General features: G+C 64.1%; 17 protein-coding genes. 3 read left to right on the top strand and 14 right to left on the bottom strand.

Features of this window, described 5'->3' with window-relative positions:
- Positions 1-9: 9 nt before the first annotated feature.
- Both AC1DVN_RS16965 and AC1DVN_RS16960 read left to right on the top strand, forming a co-directional pair.
- Positions 10-996, top strand: coding sequence for a glutamate ABC transporter substrate-binding protein (locus AC1DVN_RS16965; RefSeq protein ID WP_020968847.1), 987 nt, complete (start codon positions 10-12; stop codon positions 994-996).
- A gap of 7 nt (positions 997-1,003) precedes the next feature.
- On the top strand, positions 1,004-3,391 hold the full coding sequence (locus AC1DVN_RS16960; protein ID WP_019749512.1) for a serine/threonine-protein kinase: 2,388 nt from the start codon (positions 1,004-1,006) through the stop codon (positions 3,389-3,391).
- 15 nt (positions 3,392-3,406) lie between these two features.
- On the opposite strand, the gene AC1DVN_RS16955 is transcribed toward AC1DVN_RS16960, so the two are convergent.
- The 6 genes from AC1DVN_RS16955 to AC1DVN_RS16930 all read right to left on the bottom strand — a co-directional run bounded on the left by AC1DVN_RS16955 (position 3,407) and on the right by AC1DVN_RS16930 (position 9,479).
- Positions 3,407-4,606, bottom strand: a complete 1,200-nt coding sequence (locus AC1DVN_RS16955; RefSeq protein ID WP_019749511.1) for an acetate kinase — start codon at positions 4,604-4,606, stop codon at positions 3,407-3,409.
- 2 nt (positions 4,607-4,608) lie between these two features.
- A complete protein-coding gene (gene pta / locus AC1DVN_RS16950; protein ID WP_003944313.1) occupies positions 4,609-6,687 on the bottom strand; it encodes a phosphate acetyltransferase in 2,079 nt (692 codons plus the stop codon).
- Between the two features lie 146 nt (positions 6,688-6,833).
- Positions 6,834-7,847, bottom strand: coding sequence for a glucose-6-phosphate dehydrogenase (coenzyme-F420) (fgd, locus tag AC1DVN_RS16945; protein ID WP_003944371.1), 1,014 nt, complete (start codon positions 7,845-7,847; stop codon positions 6,834-6,836).
- Between the two features lie 107 nt (positions 7,848-7,954).
- Complete coding sequence (locus tag AC1DVN_RS16940) at positions 7,955-8,302, bottom strand: YidH family protein (protein ID WP_019749510.1); 348 nt, start codon at positions 8,300-8,302, stop codon at positions 7,955-7,957.
- Entirely contained in the window at positions 8,299-8,772 is a 474-nt protein-coding gene (locus AC1DVN_RS16935) for an RDD family protein (RefSeq protein WP_019749509.1), read from the bottom strand. Before AC1DVN_RS16935 ends, AC1DVN_RS16940 begins: the two co-directional genes overlap by 4 nt.
- Entirely contained in the window at positions 8,772-9,479 is a 708-nt protein-coding gene (locus AC1DVN_RS16930; RefSeq protein ID WP_019749508.1) for a hypothetical protein, read from the bottom strand. Before AC1DVN_RS16930 ends, AC1DVN_RS16935 begins: the two co-directional genes overlap by 1 nt.
- Positions 9,480-9,594: 115 nt before the next feature.
- Between AC1DVN_RS16930 and AC1DVN_RS16925 the strand changes: the two genes are divergently transcribed.
- Positions 9,595-10,536, top strand: coding sequence for an alpha/beta hydrolase (locus AC1DVN_RS16925; RefSeq protein ID WP_029538606.1), 942 nt, complete (start codon positions 9,595-9,597; stop codon positions 10,534-10,536).
- Between the two features lie 29 nt (positions 10,537-10,565).
- On the opposite strand, the gene AC1DVN_RS16920 is transcribed toward AC1DVN_RS16925, so the two are convergent.
- The 8 genes from AC1DVN_RS16920 to AC1DVN_RS16885 are packed head-to-tail and all read right to left on the bottom strand — an operon-like array spanning position 10,566 to position 18,920.
- Positions 10,566-10,931 (bottom strand): nucleoside deaminase, encoded by a 366-nt coding sequence (locus AC1DVN_RS16920; protein ID WP_477994062.1) that lies wholly within the window; start codon positions 10,929-10,931, stop codon positions 10,566-10,568.
- Positions 10,932-10,959: 28 nt separating this feature from the next.
- Positions 10,960-12,102 (bottom strand): LLM class flavin-dependent oxidoreductase, encoded by a 1,143-nt coding sequence (locus AC1DVN_RS16915; RefSeq protein WP_477845787.1) that lies wholly within the window; start codon positions 12,100-12,102, stop codon positions 10,960-10,962.
- Positions 12,099-12,923 (bottom strand): DUF1684 domain-containing protein, encoded by an 825-nt coding sequence (locus AC1DVN_RS16910; RefSeq protein WP_477994061.1) that lies wholly within the window; start codon positions 12,921-12,923, stop codon positions 12,099-12,101. The genes AC1DVN_RS16915 and AC1DVN_RS16910 overlap by 4 nt, the downstream gene beginning before the upstream one ends.
- Positions 12,920-14,290: an NtaA/DmoA family FMN-dependent monooxygenase gene (locus AC1DVN_RS16905; protein WP_060939867.1), complete on the bottom strand. Its 1,371-nt coding sequence runs from the start codon at positions 14,288-14,290 to the stop codon at positions 12,920-12,922. The genes AC1DVN_RS16910 and AC1DVN_RS16905 overlap by 4 nt, the downstream gene beginning before the upstream one ends.
- A 24-nt stretch (positions 14,291-14,314) precedes the next feature.
- Positions 14,315-15,433: an LLM class flavin-dependent oxidoreductase gene (locus AC1DVN_RS16900; protein WP_019749502.1), complete on the bottom strand. Its 1,119-nt coding sequence runs from the start codon at positions 15,431-15,433 to the stop codon at positions 14,315-14,317.
- Positions 15,420-17,042 (bottom strand): dipeptide ABC transporter ATP-binding protein, encoded by a 1,623-nt coding sequence (locus AC1DVN_RS16895; protein WP_070797249.1) that lies wholly within the window; start codon positions 17,040-17,042, stop codon positions 15,420-15,422. The genes AC1DVN_RS16900 and AC1DVN_RS16895 overlap by 14 nt, the downstream gene beginning before the upstream one ends.
- Entirely contained in the window at positions 17,039-17,929 is an 891-nt protein-coding gene (locus tag AC1DVN_RS16890; RefSeq protein WP_070797248.1) for an ABC transporter permease, read from the bottom strand. Before AC1DVN_RS16890 ends, AC1DVN_RS16895 begins: the two co-directional genes overlap by 4 nt.
- Entirely contained in the window at positions 17,922-18,920 is a 999-nt protein-coding gene (locus AC1DVN_RS16885; RefSeq protein WP_070386603.1) for an ABC transporter permease, read from the bottom strand. The genes AC1DVN_RS16890 and AC1DVN_RS16885 overlap by 8 nt, the downstream gene beginning before the upstream one ends.
- Position 18,921: the final 1 nt, after the last annotated feature.

The raw sequence follows: 18,921 nt of genomic DNA, 5'->3' as shown, positions 1-18,921 counted from the left end.
GTACCGGAGATGCGGAGGAAGCTCCCGGCCGTGTGCGTCGCGGTTCTGGCAGCGTCCGTGCTGGCGCTCGCCGGTTGCGGTGCAGATCGAGCCGAAGACCTGAACAACGCGGCCGCCACGTCGTACACGGAACCGCCGCTGCCGGCCGAGGCCACCATCGCGCCCAGTCCGACACCGACGACCACCGCGTCGTGCACCAACCTCACTGCGAGCCTGCGCCCCACACCCGCAGACGCATCTCCGCAGCCACCCACGCCGAGCCTCGACGCCATCCGCGCCCGCGGGCGGCTGATCGTGGGCCTGGACACCGGTTCCAACCTCATGAGCTTTCGCGATCCGGCGACCGGACGCCTCGAAGGCTTCGACGTGGACATCGCCCGCGAGATCGCCCGCGATCTGCTCGGCGACCCGGAGAAGATCGAGTACCGAATCCTGACCTCGGACGATCGGATCGCCGCACTCCAGGAATCCATGGTCGACGTGGTCGTCAAAACCATGACCATCACGTGCGAGCGGCGCGAGAAGGTCGACTTCTCGACGCAGTACTTCTCCGCCGAGCAACGAATTCAGGTCCTGCAGGGTTCACCGGTACGCGGCATCGCCGATCTCGCAGGCAAGCGAGTCTGCGCTGCCCGGGGAACGACGTCGGCCACGCGAATCCAGGAGCTCCAACCCGAAGCCACCGTCGTGACCGTCCCGATGTGGTCCGACTGCCTCGTCGTCCTCCAGCAGGGGCAGGTGGACGCGATCAGCACCGACGACACGATCCTCGCCGGACTCGCCTCGCAAGACCCGTATCTCATGATGGTCGGTGGTTCGTTGGGCGTCGAACCCTACGGAATCGGAGTGAACAAGGACAACCCCGACTTGGTCCGATTCGTCAACGGAACCCTCGAGCGGATCCGGGGTGACGGGACCTGGAACCGTATCTACGACCGTTGGCTCAGCGTCCTCGGTCCGTCACCCGGTCCCCCGCCGGCCGTCTACCGGGATTGAGGCTGACATGACCGAAGAAACCGGCCCCGAGCCCGACGCCACGCAAGCCTCCGTACGCCCCGAGCCTGACTCCACGCAGGCGGTTCACCGCGAGCCTGACTCCACGCAGGCAGTTCACCGCGAGCCTGACTCCACGCAGGCATCCCTACGCTCCGAACCCGAAGCCACCGGTGCCTACGAGCGCCTCGAACCGACCTCGGCCCAGATACGAGGAACCACGCCGTCCGCATCCTCCTCCCCTACCGGCCGCTCCACTCGATCCCGCCGCAGCCGGTCGGGACGAAAGCTGCGCCTCGGCGGCGGCCTGGTCGAAGTTCCCCCCGTCCCACAGATCGACCCCGCATCTGCGGTGATGAGTGACCCGACGGTCCCCGAGCGCAAACGGTTCTGTTGGAAATGCAACGAACCGGTCGGCCGTAAGAGCGCAAGCACCAAGGCAACTCAGCACGGCACCTGCCCCAAGTGCGGTTCCACTTTCGACTTCCGCCCACTCCTCGAAGAGGGCGAATTGGTATCAGGTCAGTACGAGGTTCAAGGGCCCATCGCGCACGGCGGCCTCGGATGGATCTACCTCGCGATCGATCGTAATGTCAGCGACAGGTGGGTAGTTCTCAAGGGACTCCTGCATTTCGGTGATTCCGAAGCGCAAGCCGTTGCGGTGGCCGAGCGTCAGTTCCTCGCCGAGGTCGCCAACCCCAGCATCGTCAAGATCTTCAACTTCGTCGAGCATCCGCGCCCGGACGGGACACCCATGGGGTACATCGTCATGGAGTACGTGGGCGGACGATCATTGCGCGAGGTGCTGGCCGAATTCCCGGACGGCAAGCACATGCCGATCGAGCAGGCAATCGGCTACGTACTGGAAATCCTTCCGGCGCTGAGCTATCTGCATTCCACCGGCCTGGCGTACAACGACCTCAAACCCGAGAACGTGATGGTCACCGAGGACCAACTGAAGCTGATCGACCTCGGCGCCGTGTCCGGGATCGAAGACTACGGATACCTGTACGGCACTGCCGGCTATCAAGCGCCGGAGATCATCGAGACCGGCCCGACCATCGCCTCCGACATCTTCACCGTCGGAAGAACACTCGCGGTTCTCACCCTCGACATGCCCTCGAAGCACGGACGGTACCTCGACGGCCTTCCCGAACCCGAGGACGAGCCACTACTGCGCGACAACGAGTTCTTCCACCGCCTGCTGCTGCGCGCCACCGACCCGGATCCGAAGAAGCGTTTCCAGTCGGCCGAGGAGATCGCGGGCCAACTCACCGGCGTTCTGCGAGAAATCCTCGCGGAGCAGACCGGGCAGGAGAATCCCGGGCTCTCGCTCGTGTTCAGCAGGCAGCGAACGTCTTTCGGCACCGATGAATTGGTCGGGCAAACCGATGTGTACGTCGACGGTGTCAGCCACGACGCTGCTCTCGATCCGCGCGAAGTTGCGCACGCACTTCCCATCCCGTTGGTCGACCCCACCGATCCCAGCGCGCCGTTGCTGGCGGCAGCGGTGCACAGCGAACCGTCTCAGACTCTCGATGCGTTGAAACACGCCCGCGAGAACGGAATCGACCGAACGTCAGGCACACCGGCGGCCGCCATCTCCGGCGAGGTCCGACTGGCCGAGGCCAAGGCTCATGTCGATCTCGGCGATCCGGAGACCGCGCTGAGTGTTCTGGACGAACTCCAGCAGAGCATCGGTGATCACTGGAAGATCGAGTGGTATCGAGGGCTTGCAGCGTTGCAACTGGACCGATTCGAGCCCGCCTTCAGTCATTTCGAGACCGTCCTGACGGCTCTGCCGGGCGAGGCTGCACCCAAACTCGCGTTGGCGGCGACAGCAGAACTGATCCTCCAGCATTGGGAGAGCGACGACCCGGACCAATGGTGCCGCTTCTCGGAGAAGTACTACCGCACCGTCTGGCGGACCGAACGGAACTACGTCAGCGCAGCATTCGGGCTCGCCAGGCAACTCGCCGATCACGGCAACAAGAAGGCAGCCATCGCCGCCCTCGACGAAGTTCCCACGTCTTCCCGGCACTACAACGTCGCACGGATGTCGAGCGCTCTGACGATGCTGTCCGGCGTTCCGATCGCCGAACTCGACGAATCGACTCTGAGGGAAGCCGCCCGTCGCGTTCGCGCGCTACCGGCCGAGGAGAGCCGAAGTCTGCAGATGCGAACCCTGGTGTTGGGTACGGCACTCGATTGGATTCGCTACGGAAACCGCTCGCACACCGAACTCGAACCCATCCTCGACCTGCCATTCACCGAGCAGGGTCTGCGCACCGGAGCCGAAGCCTGCCTTCGCGCCCTCGCCCGCGCCACGACCTCCCGCACGCACCGCTACGCCCTCGTGGACCGGGCGAACGCGGTGCGTCCGCGCAGCAATTTCTGACGCGCTCCCCGAGATTTACAGCGCGGCCACCAAAGCCTTCGCCGCGCGGGCGATCGCCAACTCCTCGTTGGTGGGGACCACCAGCACCTCGACGGCCGACGTGGATGCGGAGATACGACGCTCGTCGCGGCTCTTCGCCTCGTTGAGAGCCGGGTCGACCTCGATTCCGAGACGGGAGAGGCCGGCCAGGCTGTCGCGTCGTACGTCGATGTTGTTCTCGCCAACACCGCCGGTGAAGGTGATGACGTCGACGCCACCGAGTTGAACGATGAAGGCGCCGATGTACTTACGGAGCATGTGTACGTAGACGTCGTAGGCAAGTTGTGCGTCTTCGTCGCCGCCCTCGATCAGTGCGAGCAGGGCACGGAAATCGTTGACTCCCGACAGTCCCTTCAAACCGGAACGACGGTTGAGGAGGTCGTCGATCTCGTCGACCTTCATTCCCGAGTTGCGATTGAGGTGCAAGATGATGCCTGGGTCGATGTCGCCGCTGCGGGTGCCCATGACAAGACCCTCGAGCGGGGTGAGGCCCATCGTGGTGTCGATAGCCTTGCCGCCCTTGATTGCCGAGGCCGAAGCGCCGTTTCCGAGGTGCAGAACAATCTGATTCAGCTCGGCCGGATCCTTGCCGAGGAAGTCCGCGACTCGTCCCGACACGTATTCGTGTGAGGTCCCGTGGAAGCCGTATCGACGAATCTGGTTGGCCTTGGCCACATCCCGATCGATCGCGTAGGTCGACGCTGCGGCGGGCAGCGTGTGAAAGAAGGCAGTGTCGAATACTGCTACGTGCGGAACGTCTGGCAGTTCTTCGCGCGCCACCTCGATACCGATCACGTTGGCCGGATTGTGCAGCGGCGCAAGGTTCGACAAATCCTCGATGGCTTTCACGACGCCGTCGTCGATGAGCGTCGGCGAATAGAAGATGTCACCACCGTGCACGACTCGGTGACCGACGGCGATGATTCCTGCCTCGCTCAGCGGCCGTCCGACCTCGGCGACGATGTCGAGCACCATCTTCAGTCCCGCACGGTGATCGGCGATGGGGAGGCTGCGGTCTTCGACTCCGGTGCGGTGGTTGTAGACGATGTGGCCGTCGGGTTCACCGATCCGCTCGATGAGGCCGTGCGCTACCGATTCCGCTGTATCCGGATGCACGAGTTGAAATTTGATCGATGACGAGCCGGAATTGATGACCAGTACGGTGCCGTCGCTCACGCTTACGCTCCCTGTGCCTGTATTGCCGTGATAGCCACGGTGTTGACGATGTCCTGGACCAACGCTCCACGCGAGAGATCGTTGACCGGCTTGTTCAGTCCCTGCAGAACCGGGCCGACGGCGATAGCGCCGGCGCTACGCTGCACTGCCTTGTAGGTGTTGTTGCCGGTGTTCAAGTCCGGGAACACGAACACCGTGGCCTTGCCCGCCACCAGAGAATCCGGCATCTTCTTGTCAGCGACACTCTGCTCGACGGCCGCGTCGTACTGAATGGGCCCTTCCACCAACAGGTCCGGTCGGCGCTCGCGCACCAAAGCGGTCGCGGTGCGAACCTTGTCGACGTCGGCTCCACTGCCCGAATCGCCGGTGGAGTACGAGAGCATCGCAATGCGCGGATCGATACCGAACTGCGACGCCGTCTGTGCGGACGAGATCGCGATGTCCGCCAACTGCTCCGACGTCGGGTCCGGAACCACGGCGCAGTCACCGTAGGAGAGAACGCGGTCGGCCAGGCACATCAGGAAGATGCTCGAAACCGTCGAAACTCCGGGGGCCGTCTTGATGATCTCGAACGAGGGCCGGATCGTGTGAGCGGTGGTGTGGGCGGCACCGGAGACCATGCCGTCGGCAATACCCAAGTGCACCATCATCGTTCCGAAGTACGAGATGTCGGCGATCACCTCGCGTGCCCGCTCGATGGTCATGCCCTTGTGCGCCCGCAGCGCGGTGTATTCCTGTGCGAAGCGCTCGGTGTACTCGGACTGCGCGGGCGCGAGTACCTGCGCGCCGCTGATGTCCACGCCGAGTTCCGCTGCGCGTCGACGCACACTGGGTTCGTCGCCGAGGATCGTCAGGTCGGCAACCTGGCGCTGCAGCAGCCGGCCGGCCGCGCGCAGGATCCGGTCGTCGTCACCCTCCGGGAGGACGATGTGCTTGCGATCGCGCCGAGCGCGGTCGATGAGCTTGTACTCGAACATCTGTGGGGTCACGACCGACGGAATCGGCAGTGCCAGTCGGTCCATCAGGACGTCGGCGTCGACGCGCTGTTCCATCAAGCTCAGCGCAGTGTCGACCTTTCGCTGCGAACCGACTGCCACGCGTCCGCGGGTTTGGGCTGCAGCGCTTGCGGTGTCGAAAGTGCCGAGGGTTGTCGTGAGGATCGGAAGACGCTGTTTGAGGCCGGCCATCAACGCCGCGATGGCCGGGTGCGGCGTGATCCCGCCATTCATGATGATGCCCGCGAGCGACGGAAATCCTTCCGCCTCATGCGCATTGAGCAACGCGAGCAGCACGTCCGAGCGGTCACCCGGGGCGATGACGACCATGCCCTCGACCAGACGCTCGAGGATGTGCTCGGCGGTCATGCCTCCCACCATCACCTTCAGTGCCTCGCGGTGCAGCAGTTCCGGGTCACCCGAGTACAACTCGCCGCCGGTGGCCTCCATCAACTCGGCCATCGTGGGTGAGACGAGCAACGGAATCTCCGGCAGGCTCCACGTCGGAACTCCGATGTCGGACAGGGCTGCGGTGACCTCGTCGAGCTTGTCGGGATCGCAGCGATTGGCGACGACCGCGAGCAGGTGAGCGTGGTTGGCGGCCAACTCGGCGGCGCACAGGTGCGCGAGCTGAGCAACCTCCTCGACGCTGCGCCGAGCGCCTCGAACCGCCAACAGGACCGGCGCTCCCAGGTTCACGGCGATGCGGGCGTTGAAGCTCAATTCGCTGGGGCTTGCGACGTCGGTGTAATCACTTCCGATGATCACGACGGCGTCGCACTGCTCGGCCACGGTGTGGTACTTCGCGACGATGTCGGCCAGTGCGGCTTCCGGATCGGCGTGAACTTGCTCGTAGGTGACGCCGAGTGCGTCGGCGTAGGAGAGATCGGCAGTGGTGTGCTCTAGCAGCAGTTCGAGGATGTAGTCGGTTTCCTCGGTCGAGCGGGCGATCGGGCGGAAGACACCGACCCGGGCGACAGTCGCGCACAACATCTGCAGCACGCCAAGCGCGATGGTGGATTTTCCGGTGTCACCTTCAGGGGAGGCGACGTAGACACTCGACACGGCAGCGGGCGCTTCTGGCATGCCCAACAGCCTAGTGTGGGCCGCCGCCCACCTTGCCACTGATCGTGGTCACGCTCACGGTGCAGCCGACAACCGGCCGCTACGAGAAAGACGAACGGTGCCTGCCACACGTCGAGTGGCAGACACCGTTCAGTTGATCTCGAGGATCAGCCAAGAGCACGCAGGCGGGGCGCGAGGTCACGCTCGAACAGTTCGAGGAAGCGGCGCTGATCGTGGCCCGGTGCGTGGAACACCAGGTGATTGAGACCGGCGTCGACGTAGGCCTTGACCTGCTCGACGGCGTCGTCGGGATCGGAAGCGACGATCCAGCGCTTGGCCACCTGCTCGATGGGCAGAGCGTCGGCAGCTGCTTCCATTTCGATCGGATCCTCGATGCTGTGCTTCTGCTCCGGTGTCAGGGAAAGCGGCGCCCAGAAACGCGTGTTCTCGAGTGCAGCCTCCGGGTCGGTGTCGTAGCTGATCTTGATCTCGATCATCTTGTCGATGTCGGCGACGTCGCGCTCGGCCTTGGCTGCGCCCTCGGCAACCGCCGGAAGCAACTTCTCGGTATAGAGCTCCATGCCCTTGCCGGAGGTGCAGATGAAGCCGTCACCGGCACGTCCCGCGTACCGGGCGACAACGGGTCCACCGGCCGCGATGTACACGGGAATCCCACCCTCGGGGACGTCGTAGATCGACGCGCCACGAGTGGTGAAGTACTCGCCTTCGAAGTCGACACGATCGCCCAGCCACAGCTCACGCATCAGCCGCACCGACTCACGCAGGCGCGCGAAGCGTTCCTTGAACTCGGGCCACTCACCCTGGAAGCCGGTGGCGATCTCGTTGAGAGCCTCACCGCTGCCGACGCCGAGCATGATGCGCCCCGGGTAGAGACATCCCATCGTCGCGAACGCCTGAGCGATGACCGCCGGGTTGTAGCGGAACGTCGGCGTCATCACGGACGTGCCGATCTGCACGCGCTCGGTGCGCTCACCGACGGCCGTCATCCAGGCGAGCGAGAACGGCGCGTGTCCACCGTTGTGGCGCCACGGCTGGAAATGATCGCTCACCGCAACGGAATCCATGCCGTGCTGCTCTGCCAGAACTGCCAGCTCTACCAGTTCGCGAGGGCCGAATTGCTCAGCCGATGCCTTGTATCCGAGCTTGAGTTCCTGCGCCACCGTGCACTCCCTTGTCGTCTGATTCGTTTACTTCTCTGACTTGCTTCTCGTTCTTTGCAGACTATCCAGACACCGCTCGGACTTCTCTGCGTATCTCACGAGGTATCTCAGCGAGCGAGGCTGGTAACCACCGTTGCCACGCCGGCCGCGACGGCAACCCCGGCCAATGCCAGTGCGAACAGCCACAGCGCATGCGGTTCCGGCATCGCCGCTCCGTCCTCGAGCGCCTTCTTCACCTGTAGCCAGCGTCGCATACCGACGAGGGCGGCTGCTGCCGAGAGTGCGATCAACGTCAGACCGAGCGCCGTACGAACCCACCCTGTACTCCACTCGGGGACCAACTGGACGACGGCAATGCCGCCCGCCAGCAGGGCAAGCGAGCTACGCATCCACGCGAGGAAGGTGCGCTCGCTGGCAAGGGTGAATCGCTCGTCCGGGCGGTTCGGTTCACTCATGCGTGCTCGCCTCCGTGGGGTGCCACCAGATCCGGGTCCTGACGCCAGTCGTAGACGACCTCGGTGCGCAGAACAATGTCCTGCAACGATCGTCGCCGCCGATCGACCGCCGACCACAGCAATCCGAAGGCGAAGAGCACACAGAGCACCGCACGGATGAAGGCGAGCGGCCAACGGACCAACCGGTGACCCGACGTGATCACCCGCAACCCCATCACGAGGGAACCGACAGTTCGGCCGGTGGTCGCCCAGCAGGCAGTCAGGTAGGCCACCGAGACGCCGAGAAATGCCGTCGTGGACAGGAAGATTCCCGGTTCCGAGAACGTGAAACTCTGCGGCGAGAAGAGCAATCGAACAAAGGCCAAGGCCACGTACACGGAACCCATCAGGATCAGCACGACGCCCAGGTCGATCAGTCCGGCGAGGCCGCGGGTGACGATTCCGGCCGGGCCGGAATTCTCCTGGGCCACTAGCGTTCACCTGCGTTCGTGTCCGGATGCGGCTCGTGTGAGGGTGGTGCGTTGTCGCGGCCGAACAATCGTCCGACGAACCCGGCGACAGCGTCGTCCGCCTGCATCCCCTGCACGCGCGCCCCGTGCACGGCTTCGGTGGAGAGTGAACCGGTCGATTCACGAATCATCTGTGGGAGGTCGACACCCTCGATGACCTGGTCGGCGATCTTGAGGAGGTCGACGCGGTCGATCTGGCGCTCGAGGTCGACACTGTCGACGATGCCGTCGAGGTCGAGGCGATCGATCACTGCTTTGACGTCGAGTCGGCTTGCGATCGCATCGACGTCGACGCGATCGATGATCGGTTCGAGCGAGACCCGTTCGGCAATCTTGTCCACGTCGATGTTCTCGGCGATCTTGTCGATGTCCACGTGGTCCACGACGATCTTCGTGATGTCGACTTCGGCAAGAGCAGCGTCGACGACAGCTTTGATCACCGTTCTCAACGTGGAATCGGCAAATTCCGCTGTCGAGCGAATCGCTTCCGTGCCGCGGGTGGCGACCTGGGTGATCGCGTCGTCGAGTGCGTCACCGACAACGGGGATCCGCTGCACCGAATCAATGGCGAGACCAGCGGTTCTGCGCGCCGCACCAGCCGTGATCGCGGCCAGCCCGAAGGCCAACCGAATCACGTCGGATTCGGGGTGATGCGACTGCGATCCCACGCAATTGTCTCCATCTTCTTACCGGACTGTTATCCGGACATTCGTCACTCTCCTTCGCATTGTGCCACTGTTGGTAGGCACAAATACGCTGTCCGGCTTGCGCCAGGGGGAAATAATGAAGGCACGTCGATTCACGGTCCGATTGACGATGGCGGTGGCCATGGCTGCCGGCTTTCTCGGCCTCAGTGCGCCGACCGCGAGCGCGGATTCAGTGGTCAGCCGCATCGATGTCTACTCCCCCTCCATGGACCGCTGGATCGCCAACGACGTGATTTCCCCGGCCGGCGGTGGCCCCGCCCCGACCTTCTACCTTTTGACCGGCGTCGGCGGCGGTGAGGACGGGATCTCTTGGTTCAACAACACCGGAGTTCGTGACTTCTTCGACGACAAGCACGTCAACGTGGTCATGCCGGTCGGCGGCAAGTTCAGCATGTACACCGACTGGAACGCCGACGATCCGGTGCTCGGCCGCAACAAATGGCAGACGTACCTCACCAAGGAACTACCGGCAGCGGTCAACGCTCGATACAACACGACCGGCGTCAACGCACTCGGCGGCGTGTCGATGGCCGGTGGACCGGTTCTGGACCTCGCGATCCAGTCGCCGGGCACCTACCGCGCCGTCGGCTCGTACAGCGGCTGCCCGCGCGCCGGCGACCCGCTCGGCCAGGCTGCGGTGCGCTCGATGGTCGAGATACTCGGCGGAGGAAACGCGGCCAACATGTGGGGGCCGTGGGGTAGCCCGCAGTGGGCTGCTCACGACCCGCTGATCAATGCCGAGAAACTGCGCGGCACAGCGCTGTTCATCTCCACCGGCAACGGCCTTCCCGGTCCGGTGGACGGAATCAACTCACTGGCGATGGCTGCCGGCGTCGTTCCCGGCGCGGTCCTCGAAGGCATCACCAACATGTGCACCGCTGCCCTACAGGGTCGATTCGGTCAGCTCGGCATTCCCGCGACGTTCAGCTTCCGGCCTGAAGGCACCCACACCTGGGGACTCTTCGAAGCCGACATGCGTGCGTCGTGGCCGATGATCGCGGGCGCAATCGGTGCGTAAGCCTCACGGACCTCCTTCAAGCCATGGCGTCAGGTGAGACTGCGCGCCCAGTCCCGCATCCCGGCGGGGCCAGTGCCAGTGGCGTATTCAGCGAACCACACCCGGGTCACACCGAGTGTGATCGCGGCACCCATGCACATCAGGCATGGTTCGAGATTGACCGCCAATGTCAATTCTCCTGACGCTCGAGTGAACCCGAGAGCCTCGTCGGCCTGCAAGAGCGCTTGAAGGTCCGCATGGACTACCCGTCGGCCGAGTGCCCGTTCTTGCGTATACGCCCGCCCGAGCACACGGTCGTCGTCGAACACGACTGCGCCGATCGGCATCTCCCCGAGTTCCATGCCCTCACGCGCTACGTCAAGAGCAAGCGAAAGCGCATCTCGGGGCGAAAACATCACTCGACACTAATGGACAAAGGCAAGCTCATGCTGCCAGTAGTGCGGGTAGTCCCCATTCCTTGGCAAGCAGCTCGTACGAGCGCAGGCGATCCTCGTGCCGATGGGTCACCCCGGTTATCACCAATTCGTCCGCTCCAGTGAGCTTCTGCAAACTGTCGAGCCTGTCGGCGACGGTGGTGGGTGAACCGACGAACTGCGTGATCAGCCGATCCTCCACTACTGCTTTGTCGGCATCGGAAAGTGGGAGCGCTGTGGCCGGATCGGGGTACGGGATGGCGCCGTGTCCGCTGCGAATGCTGTGCGTCCAGTGCGCGAAGGTCGACGCCAACTCCCTCGCCGTCGCATCGTCTTCCGCAGCAACAACATCCGCGGACACGACCACGTACGGCTCCGACAGAACTGCCGACGGTCGGAATGCTGCTCGGTATGCCTCGACGGCATCGAGCGTACTCGAGGGCGCCACATGGTAATTCGCGCCGAACGGCAATCCGAGTCGTCCGGCGAGTTCGGCACTGGGGCCTGCGCTGCTTCCGAACACCCACAATTCGACGTCGGCGTCCTCGCCGGGACTGGCGTGCAAGTCGATGCCGTCGCGGGTGCGGTGGGTGCCGTTCAGGAGCGAGAGTATGTCGTCGACCTGCTGCTCGAAATCCGGCGCCTGCGCGCCCGGAAACGCCAATGCCTCGAACGACGCCTGCAATCTCGGTGACGTGAGAAGACCGGTTGGATCGAAGGGCGCCGGGATCACGACGCCGTCGCGTACGACGGTCTCCCGCTTCGATTCTGCCGGGGCAGGCGTTCCGGCAGCGACGGCACGAAGTGCCTCCACCCGACGCTGCCCACTGCGCCCGATACCGAGATCGATACGACCCGGATACAACGCTTCGACGGTACCGAAGGCCTCGACCACCTGAGCTGCCGTGTTGTTGCCCAGCAGCACTGCGGCCGAGCCGACGCGAATGGTGTTGGTCGCGGCCGCAATCAGTCCGACCAGAACGGCCGGTGACGAGCTGGCTACGCCGACGAAGTGGTGTTCGGCGACCCAGTACCTCTTGTATCCCCACGCTTCGGCAGAACGAGCGAGGTCCAGCGAGTTCCGCAAGGCCTGGCGGGCCGTTTCACCCTCACTGATCGGCGAGAGGTCGAGTACGGACAGCGGCGCGCTCACCTCGGTGCGCTTCCGTCGCGGGTATTCGGTGTCTTCTCGCCGGCTTCCACCGCGAACGGCAAACGATTCTCGGCGGGGGCGACGGGGCACGTCGCGTAATCGGTGAAGGCGCAGGGCAGGTTCGACGCCCGATTGAAATCGAGGACTACCGCGCCACCGGGCTCCGGTGCACTCACGTGCAGCGAGCGTGCGGCCGGGTAGGTGGACACACCACTGGTCGCGTCGGTGAACAGGATTTGAAAGCCGTTGTCCTTGCCCGCGAACGCAATCAGAGTCCGGGTTTCTCCGTCGTGTTCGAAGCTGATGGTTCCGCGGGCGTCGTGATGATGCTCGAGGCGCTCGACGACCGCACCTGTCGTCACCGTGCGAGCCTCCTCGAAAGCTGTGAAGACACCCTCGATGCGCCACTGCGGGTTCGGCTCGAAGGTCGGGATACCACTGAACTGCGCCAATGTCGGGGCCGACGAATCGTGGATCCGCAGAGCCACCTCGCCGGTGCGGCGGATGACCTCGACCAACCGCGCGCCCTGCTTGACGATCAGTCCCGGCGCACCCTCGATCGGATTCAGAGTGACTGAACCGTCCACTGCGACGCCGTCGATCGAGAGGTCGTCGGCCGGCGTCGCGGTGACGACAACGGCATTCGCGTCGGCGCGCCACGCACCGGGCAGGTCCGCGAAGGTGGAATCGGTGTCAACCAGCCAATGCAACGCAGTCAGGCTCAGCCAGCCGAGTGGTTCACTGAAGGTGGCGTCGCGCGAGGCATGCCAAGCATTCCACTCGCCGGTGAAGGTGCTGGTGGAAGTGTCGGTAACGGTCATGATGCGCGGACTCCTTCAGCCTGCTCGTACGGGTGGCGCAGCCCGAGATGGCTGCGCAGGGTGGTTCCTGAGTACTCGGTCCGGAAACTGCCGCGGTCCTGTAGTTCTGGTACGACGGTGTCGATGAACTCGTCGAGGCCCGCGGGGGTGATGTGCGGAACGAGGATGAATCCGTCGCTCGCGTCGCCCTGGACGTAGGTGTCGATCTCGGCAGCCACTTCCGCTGCACTACCCACGAACTGTTGGCGGGCAGTCACTTCGATGATGAGTTCACGGATGCTGAGGTTTTCGGCCTCGGCCTTGGCACGCCACTGATCTGCGACCGCTCGCGGATCCTTGACGTGGCGGACGCGTCCGCGGGTGATGTTGACGTCGTCCGACGGATCTTCCTTCGGCAACGGGCCGTCGGCGTCGTACTGGGAAAGGTCTCTGCCCCAGACTTGTTCGAGAAAAGCGATGGCAGTCTGGGGTCCGACCTGCTGCCGCCGGATGTGATACGCCTTCTCCTGTGCGTCCGCGGCGTTGTCACCGAGCACGAAGGTGGCGGCGGGGAGAATCTTGAGGTCTGCGTGCGTGCGTCCGTACTTGGCCAAGCGTCCCTTTACGTCGGCGTAGAACGTCTTGCCTGCTTCGAGCGTTCCGTGCCCGGTGAAGATGGCGTCTGCCTTGGCGGCGCCGAACTCGCGTCCTTCGTCAGAGTCACCTGCCTGCAGCAGGACTGGGTGTCCTTGGGGACTCCGAGGTACTTCGAAGCGTCCGGTGATATCGAACTGCTTACCGGAGTGTTGGAACTGACCGACCTGCTGGTCGGTGGCAAAAACGCCGCGCTCACGGTCGACGATCGGACGATCGATGCTCCAACTGTCCCACAGCGTCCGTACTGCGTCGACCAACTCGTTTGCGCGTGCGTACCGCTCGGAATGCTCCAGATACCCACCGCGGCGAAAGTTCTCACCGGTAAAGGCATCCGAAGAGGTGACCAGATTCCACGCGGCGCGGCCGTCGGAGAGATGATCGAGCGTCGAGAACTGCTTGGCCAACTCGTACGGCTCGTTGAACGTGGTGTTGATCGTCCCGGCCAGGCCGAGATGCGTTGTCACACCGGCAACCGCGTTGAGAATACTGAACGTATCCGGGCGACCGACCACGTCGAGGTCGTGAATCTTGCCCTGATGCTCGCGCAGGCGCAAACCCTCTGCGAGGAAGAAGAAGTCGAACAATCCGCGTTCGGCACTGCGGGCGAGATGCTCGAACGAGCTGAACTCGATCTGGCTCTTGGACGCCGGATCGGTCCACACCGTGGTGTTGTTCACGCCGGGGAAGTGAGCACCCAGGTGAACTTGCTTGCGAATCCTGTTCTGTGTCATCGGTGTTCCTGTTCTCTGTTCGCGCTACGCGAACTGATTGACGGGCAACTCGAAACCCAACCGCTCGCGCAGCGTCGGGCCGGTAGTCGGTCGCGGATTGAGAGTCGGCACCACGTCCGCCGCGATCTTCTCCACTGCGGCAGCCAAAGCCAAGGGACGCAGGACAACACCGTCGACCCCGGCCAGCCCACCGATCTCGCGAAGGAGGACAGTCAGGCCGGCGCTGTCCCCGCGATAGAACAGCGAGTGCGGGGCGTACGGTGCTCCCGCCCATTCCTCGAGTTCCGCCAGAGCGTCGTCGGCGGCTCCGCGATCAGCGCCGAGAAGCACGTCGACGTCGAGGAGAACCCTGACGCTGCGCCCGAGGGCAGCGGCATTCGCGTGGACCAACTTGGCCGTGGCGTTGGCCTCGCCGAGGTCGGTTGCCGAGATCCGAATCAGATCTCCGCGCGCAACAGCGAGCTCGCGTGCCTCCGGCCTGCTCGCGTCGACGGCGATCAGCGGCTGCCCCTGCGGGGAGCGCGGCGTGATGGACGGCCCCTTGACGGAAAAGTTCTTTCCCTCGAAGTCGATGTAGTGCAGCTTGTCTCGATCGATGAATCGTCCGCTCGCAGCGTCCCGTATCTCGGCGTCGTCCTCCCAGCTGTCCCACAGCCGACTGACCACCTCGACAGCCTCGGACGCTTCCTCCCACGCGGACTCGGGGCCCTGCACTGCCTTTCGGCCGAACAACGACGCCTGCTCAGCGGTGTCGGACACCGCGACCTGCCAGCCGGCCCGCCCCGCTGAGGAGTAGTCGATACTCGCGACGGCCTTGGAGATGTGGAACGGCTCGGTGTGCGTGACTGTCGCAGTGGGGATCAGGCCGATACGCGAGGTCACAGCACTCAGCCGCGCCGCAGTTGCAACCGCCTCCAATCTGCCCCGCACTGCGTGCTGGCCCTCGGATTGCAGTCCGAACGAGTCAGGGAGGAACGCCAGATCCACCCCACCCCGATCCGCGGCGGTCACCAGGTCCACCCAGTACGACGGCGTGAACAGATCTTCGGCGCGCGAATCCTCGCGTCGCCAGGAGTACGGATGAGCTCCGGTTCCCTCGAATTCGAGGCCGACCAGGAATGCTCCGGAACTACGCTCGGACATGTTCGGCCTTTCGTGTCGAATGATCCCGCCCGGGGATCGCGTCGAGAAGTGTGCGTGTGTACTCGTTTCGGGGATTGTCGAAAATCTCGGTGGTAGTGCCGATTTCGAGCAATCGCCCGGCCTGCATGACGCCGACGACGTCGCTGATCTGGCGAACAACCGCAAGATCGTGGGAGATGAAGAGATAGGTCAGGCCCAGTTCGCGCTGCAACTCGTCGAGTAGCGCCAGAATCTGCGCTTGCACCGAGACGTCGAGAGCGGACACAGGTTCGTCGAGAACGAGCAGGTCCGGCTTCAACGCAAGCGCACGAGCGATCGCCACCCGTTGACGCTGGCCGCCCGAGAGTTCGGCCGGTTTGCGGCTCAGGAACTGCTCGGGAAGTGCAACCTGATCGAGCAACTCTGCTGCACGACTCTGCTGCTGGCTGCGTCCACCAACCTTGAAGGCCCGCAGCGGCTCCGCAACGATGTCCTGGACGGACAATTTCGGGTCAAGTGATGCATAGGGGTTCTGGTACACGAGCTGGATCTTTCGGCGCAGCTCGCGCAGATCGCTGCCCTTGACCTTCGTGATGTCGTGTCCGTCGAAGGAGATGGTGCCGGCATCCGCCTGCTCCAACCGCACGGCGATGCGCGCCGTGGTCGACTTGCCGGAGCCAGACTCCCCCACCAACGACACCGTCTGACCACGCGGAACAGTCAGCGATACCTCGTTCACCGCGGTGATCGAACTCCCGCGTCCGACGTTGAAACGCTTGGTGATTCCGGTCAACGTCAGCAGCGGGCTCGTATCCTGACGGACCGGCCGATCGACCGGTCCCGAGGACAGGCTCGGAGCCGAGTCGAGCAGCTTCTTCGTGTACTCGTGTCGCGGGTTGTCCAGAATATCTGCGGTGCGGCCGGATTCGACGATCCTGCCGCCCTGCATCACCAGGATCCGGTCCGCGCGGTCTGCGGCCACACCCAGGTCGTGCGTGATCAGGAGCACGGCGGCACCGGATTCGGCGATTCGCTCGTCCAAGTGGTCGAGGATGCGTCGTTGAACCGTGACGTCCAGAGCGCTGGTCGGCTCGTCGGCGATGATGAGGGCGGGGTTCGCGACGAGCGCGATACCGATCAGAACGCGTTGCCGCATACCGCCGGAGAGCTCGTGCGGGTACTGGCGTGCTCGGATTTCCGGCCGGTCGATACCCGCGCGCTCGAGCACCTCGACGGCGTCCAACCGGGCTTTGCGACGGTCTGCGAGGCCGTGGATCCGGAGGACTTCTGCAACCTGGTCGCCGATCCTCGTCACCGGGTTGAGCGAGGTCGTCGGATCCTGCGGCACCAAACCGATACGCGCGCCGCGGATTCGCTGCCACGCACGGTCGGAATACGAGTCGATCTGTTCACCCTCGAACTCGACGGTCCCGCCGGTGACGTGGCCACTGCCGGCGAGCAGACCCAATATCGCGTGTGCCGTGGTCGACTTACCGGAACCCGATTCCCCGACCACCGCAACTACTTCGCCCCGACCGACGGAGAAGCTCACGCCGGATACCGCGGGTTCGGCGCCGTAGGCGATCTGTAAGTCGGTGACGGAAAGCAACTGGTCCTCAGTCGTGCTCATCGCCGGTTGTTCCTTTCGATCTCGTGGCCGATACGGTGTGCCGAGATGACCACGGCGACAATCGCGAGACCGGGAAGTGTTGTCATCCACCAGGCATTGGCGAGGAAATTGCGTCCCTCGGATACCAGCGATCCCCATTCCGGGGTAGGCGGAACGGCGCCGAATCCCAAGAAGCTCAGAGCCGACACGGCCAGTACTGCCTGCCCGAACTCGACAGCGGACAGCGCGACCACCGGCGCGTAGGAGTTGGGAAGCACGTGCCGACGCAGGACACCGAGCCACTGCACACCTGAACTGAACGCAGCCTCGACGTACTGAGCTCCGCGCACCCGCATCACTTCGGCACGCATCACTCGCGCGAAATTGGCGACCATACTGACGCCGACCGCGATGGCGACGTTGATGGTGCCGAAGCCGAGTGCGGTGACAAGGGCCAACGAGAGCAGCAGTGCCGGAATGGACAGCAGCACGTCGACGATGCGCATCAGCACGGCGTCGACGACGCCACCGACAAAGCCCGCGAGCAAACCGATTATCGATCCCGCCACCAATGCGATTCCGACCGCCACCAAGGTTGCGGTCAGGGACAGCGCGGCGCCGTGCACGAACCGTGTGTACAGGTCACGTCCGAGATTGTCGGTTCCGAACCAGTGAGCCAGGCTCGGGCCCTGCAGTTTGTCCGCCGGGACACCGGACAACGGATCGCCGCTGGCGAAAAATCCGGGTGCGACGGCAAAGCCGATGGCAAGCAACACGATCAACACCGGAATCACCAAGCCGGGCTTTCGGATCCAGCCGATGGCCGTGGACTTTCGGCGCGAAACAACAGGTGTCTTCGCCTCGACGCTCGGATCGAGGAGTAGGGGTTCGATCAATGTGTCAGACATGAGCCGGCTCCAGATCGGTCGAGCTTTCGGTATTCGACTTTTCGGTGTGACTCTTCTTCGTCTGGATGATCCGTGGATCTATCAAGGGGTAGAAGAGGTCGACCGCGAGGTTGACGAGCACGAACACGAGAGAGGCGAACACAACGACTCCCTGCACCACCGGGATGTCCTGCGCCATCACCGACGTCTGTGTCAGACGGCCGACGCCCGCGCGAGAGAACACCGTTTCCACAACCACCGAGCCGGCGAGCAGCGTGCCGACCAGCACACCGGCAATGGTGAATGCCGGAATGCTCGCCAGTCGCAACGCGTGACGGGTCTGCACGCGCCAACGGCTTGCGCCCTTGGCGTACGCAGTCTCCACATGCGGCGAACGTAGCGTCGACTGCAGGCTGGTCGTGAGCACCTGCGCGATCACCGCGCCGGTCGGGATCGCCAAGGTGATCGCCGGAAGAATCACCGTTGCGAATCCCTTGTCTCCGAATGCCGGGAAGATGTGCAGACGGAACGAGAAGAGTTGCAGAAGAATCAGGCCCACCCAGAAAGTAGGCACTGCCACACCCAGCGGCGGCAGCGAGAACAACAGGTTCGCGAGCCACCGCTTGCGGGTGTAGGTAGCGAAGAACGCGATCGCCACTCCGAACAACACGGCCAGAACCAAAGCGGTGGTTGCCAGCACCAGAGTGCTGGGCAGCGCCGAGAAGATGGCATCCGTCACCGGCTGACCGGTGGAGATCGATGTACCGAAATCGCCGCGAAGAGCATTTGTCAGCGACGTCCAGTACTGCACCCACACCGACTGGTCCAAGCCGTACCGCGCCCGAAGCTGATCGAGCGCAGCCTGATCCACTGCGACACCCTGACCGGACGAGTCGGCAGCCATGCTGACGGGATCACTCGGCAGGAGGAACAGAATCACGAACGAGATGGTGAAGGCGGCCCACAGGACCACTGCGGCCTGACCCAGTCGGGTGAGTACGTATCGAGTCATG

The sequence above is a fragment of the Rhodococcus sp. P4_E4 genome (assembly GCF_056401575.1).
Note: the sequence above shows the minus strand (reverse complement) of the source record. Positions and strands in the feature narration are given on the sequence as shown.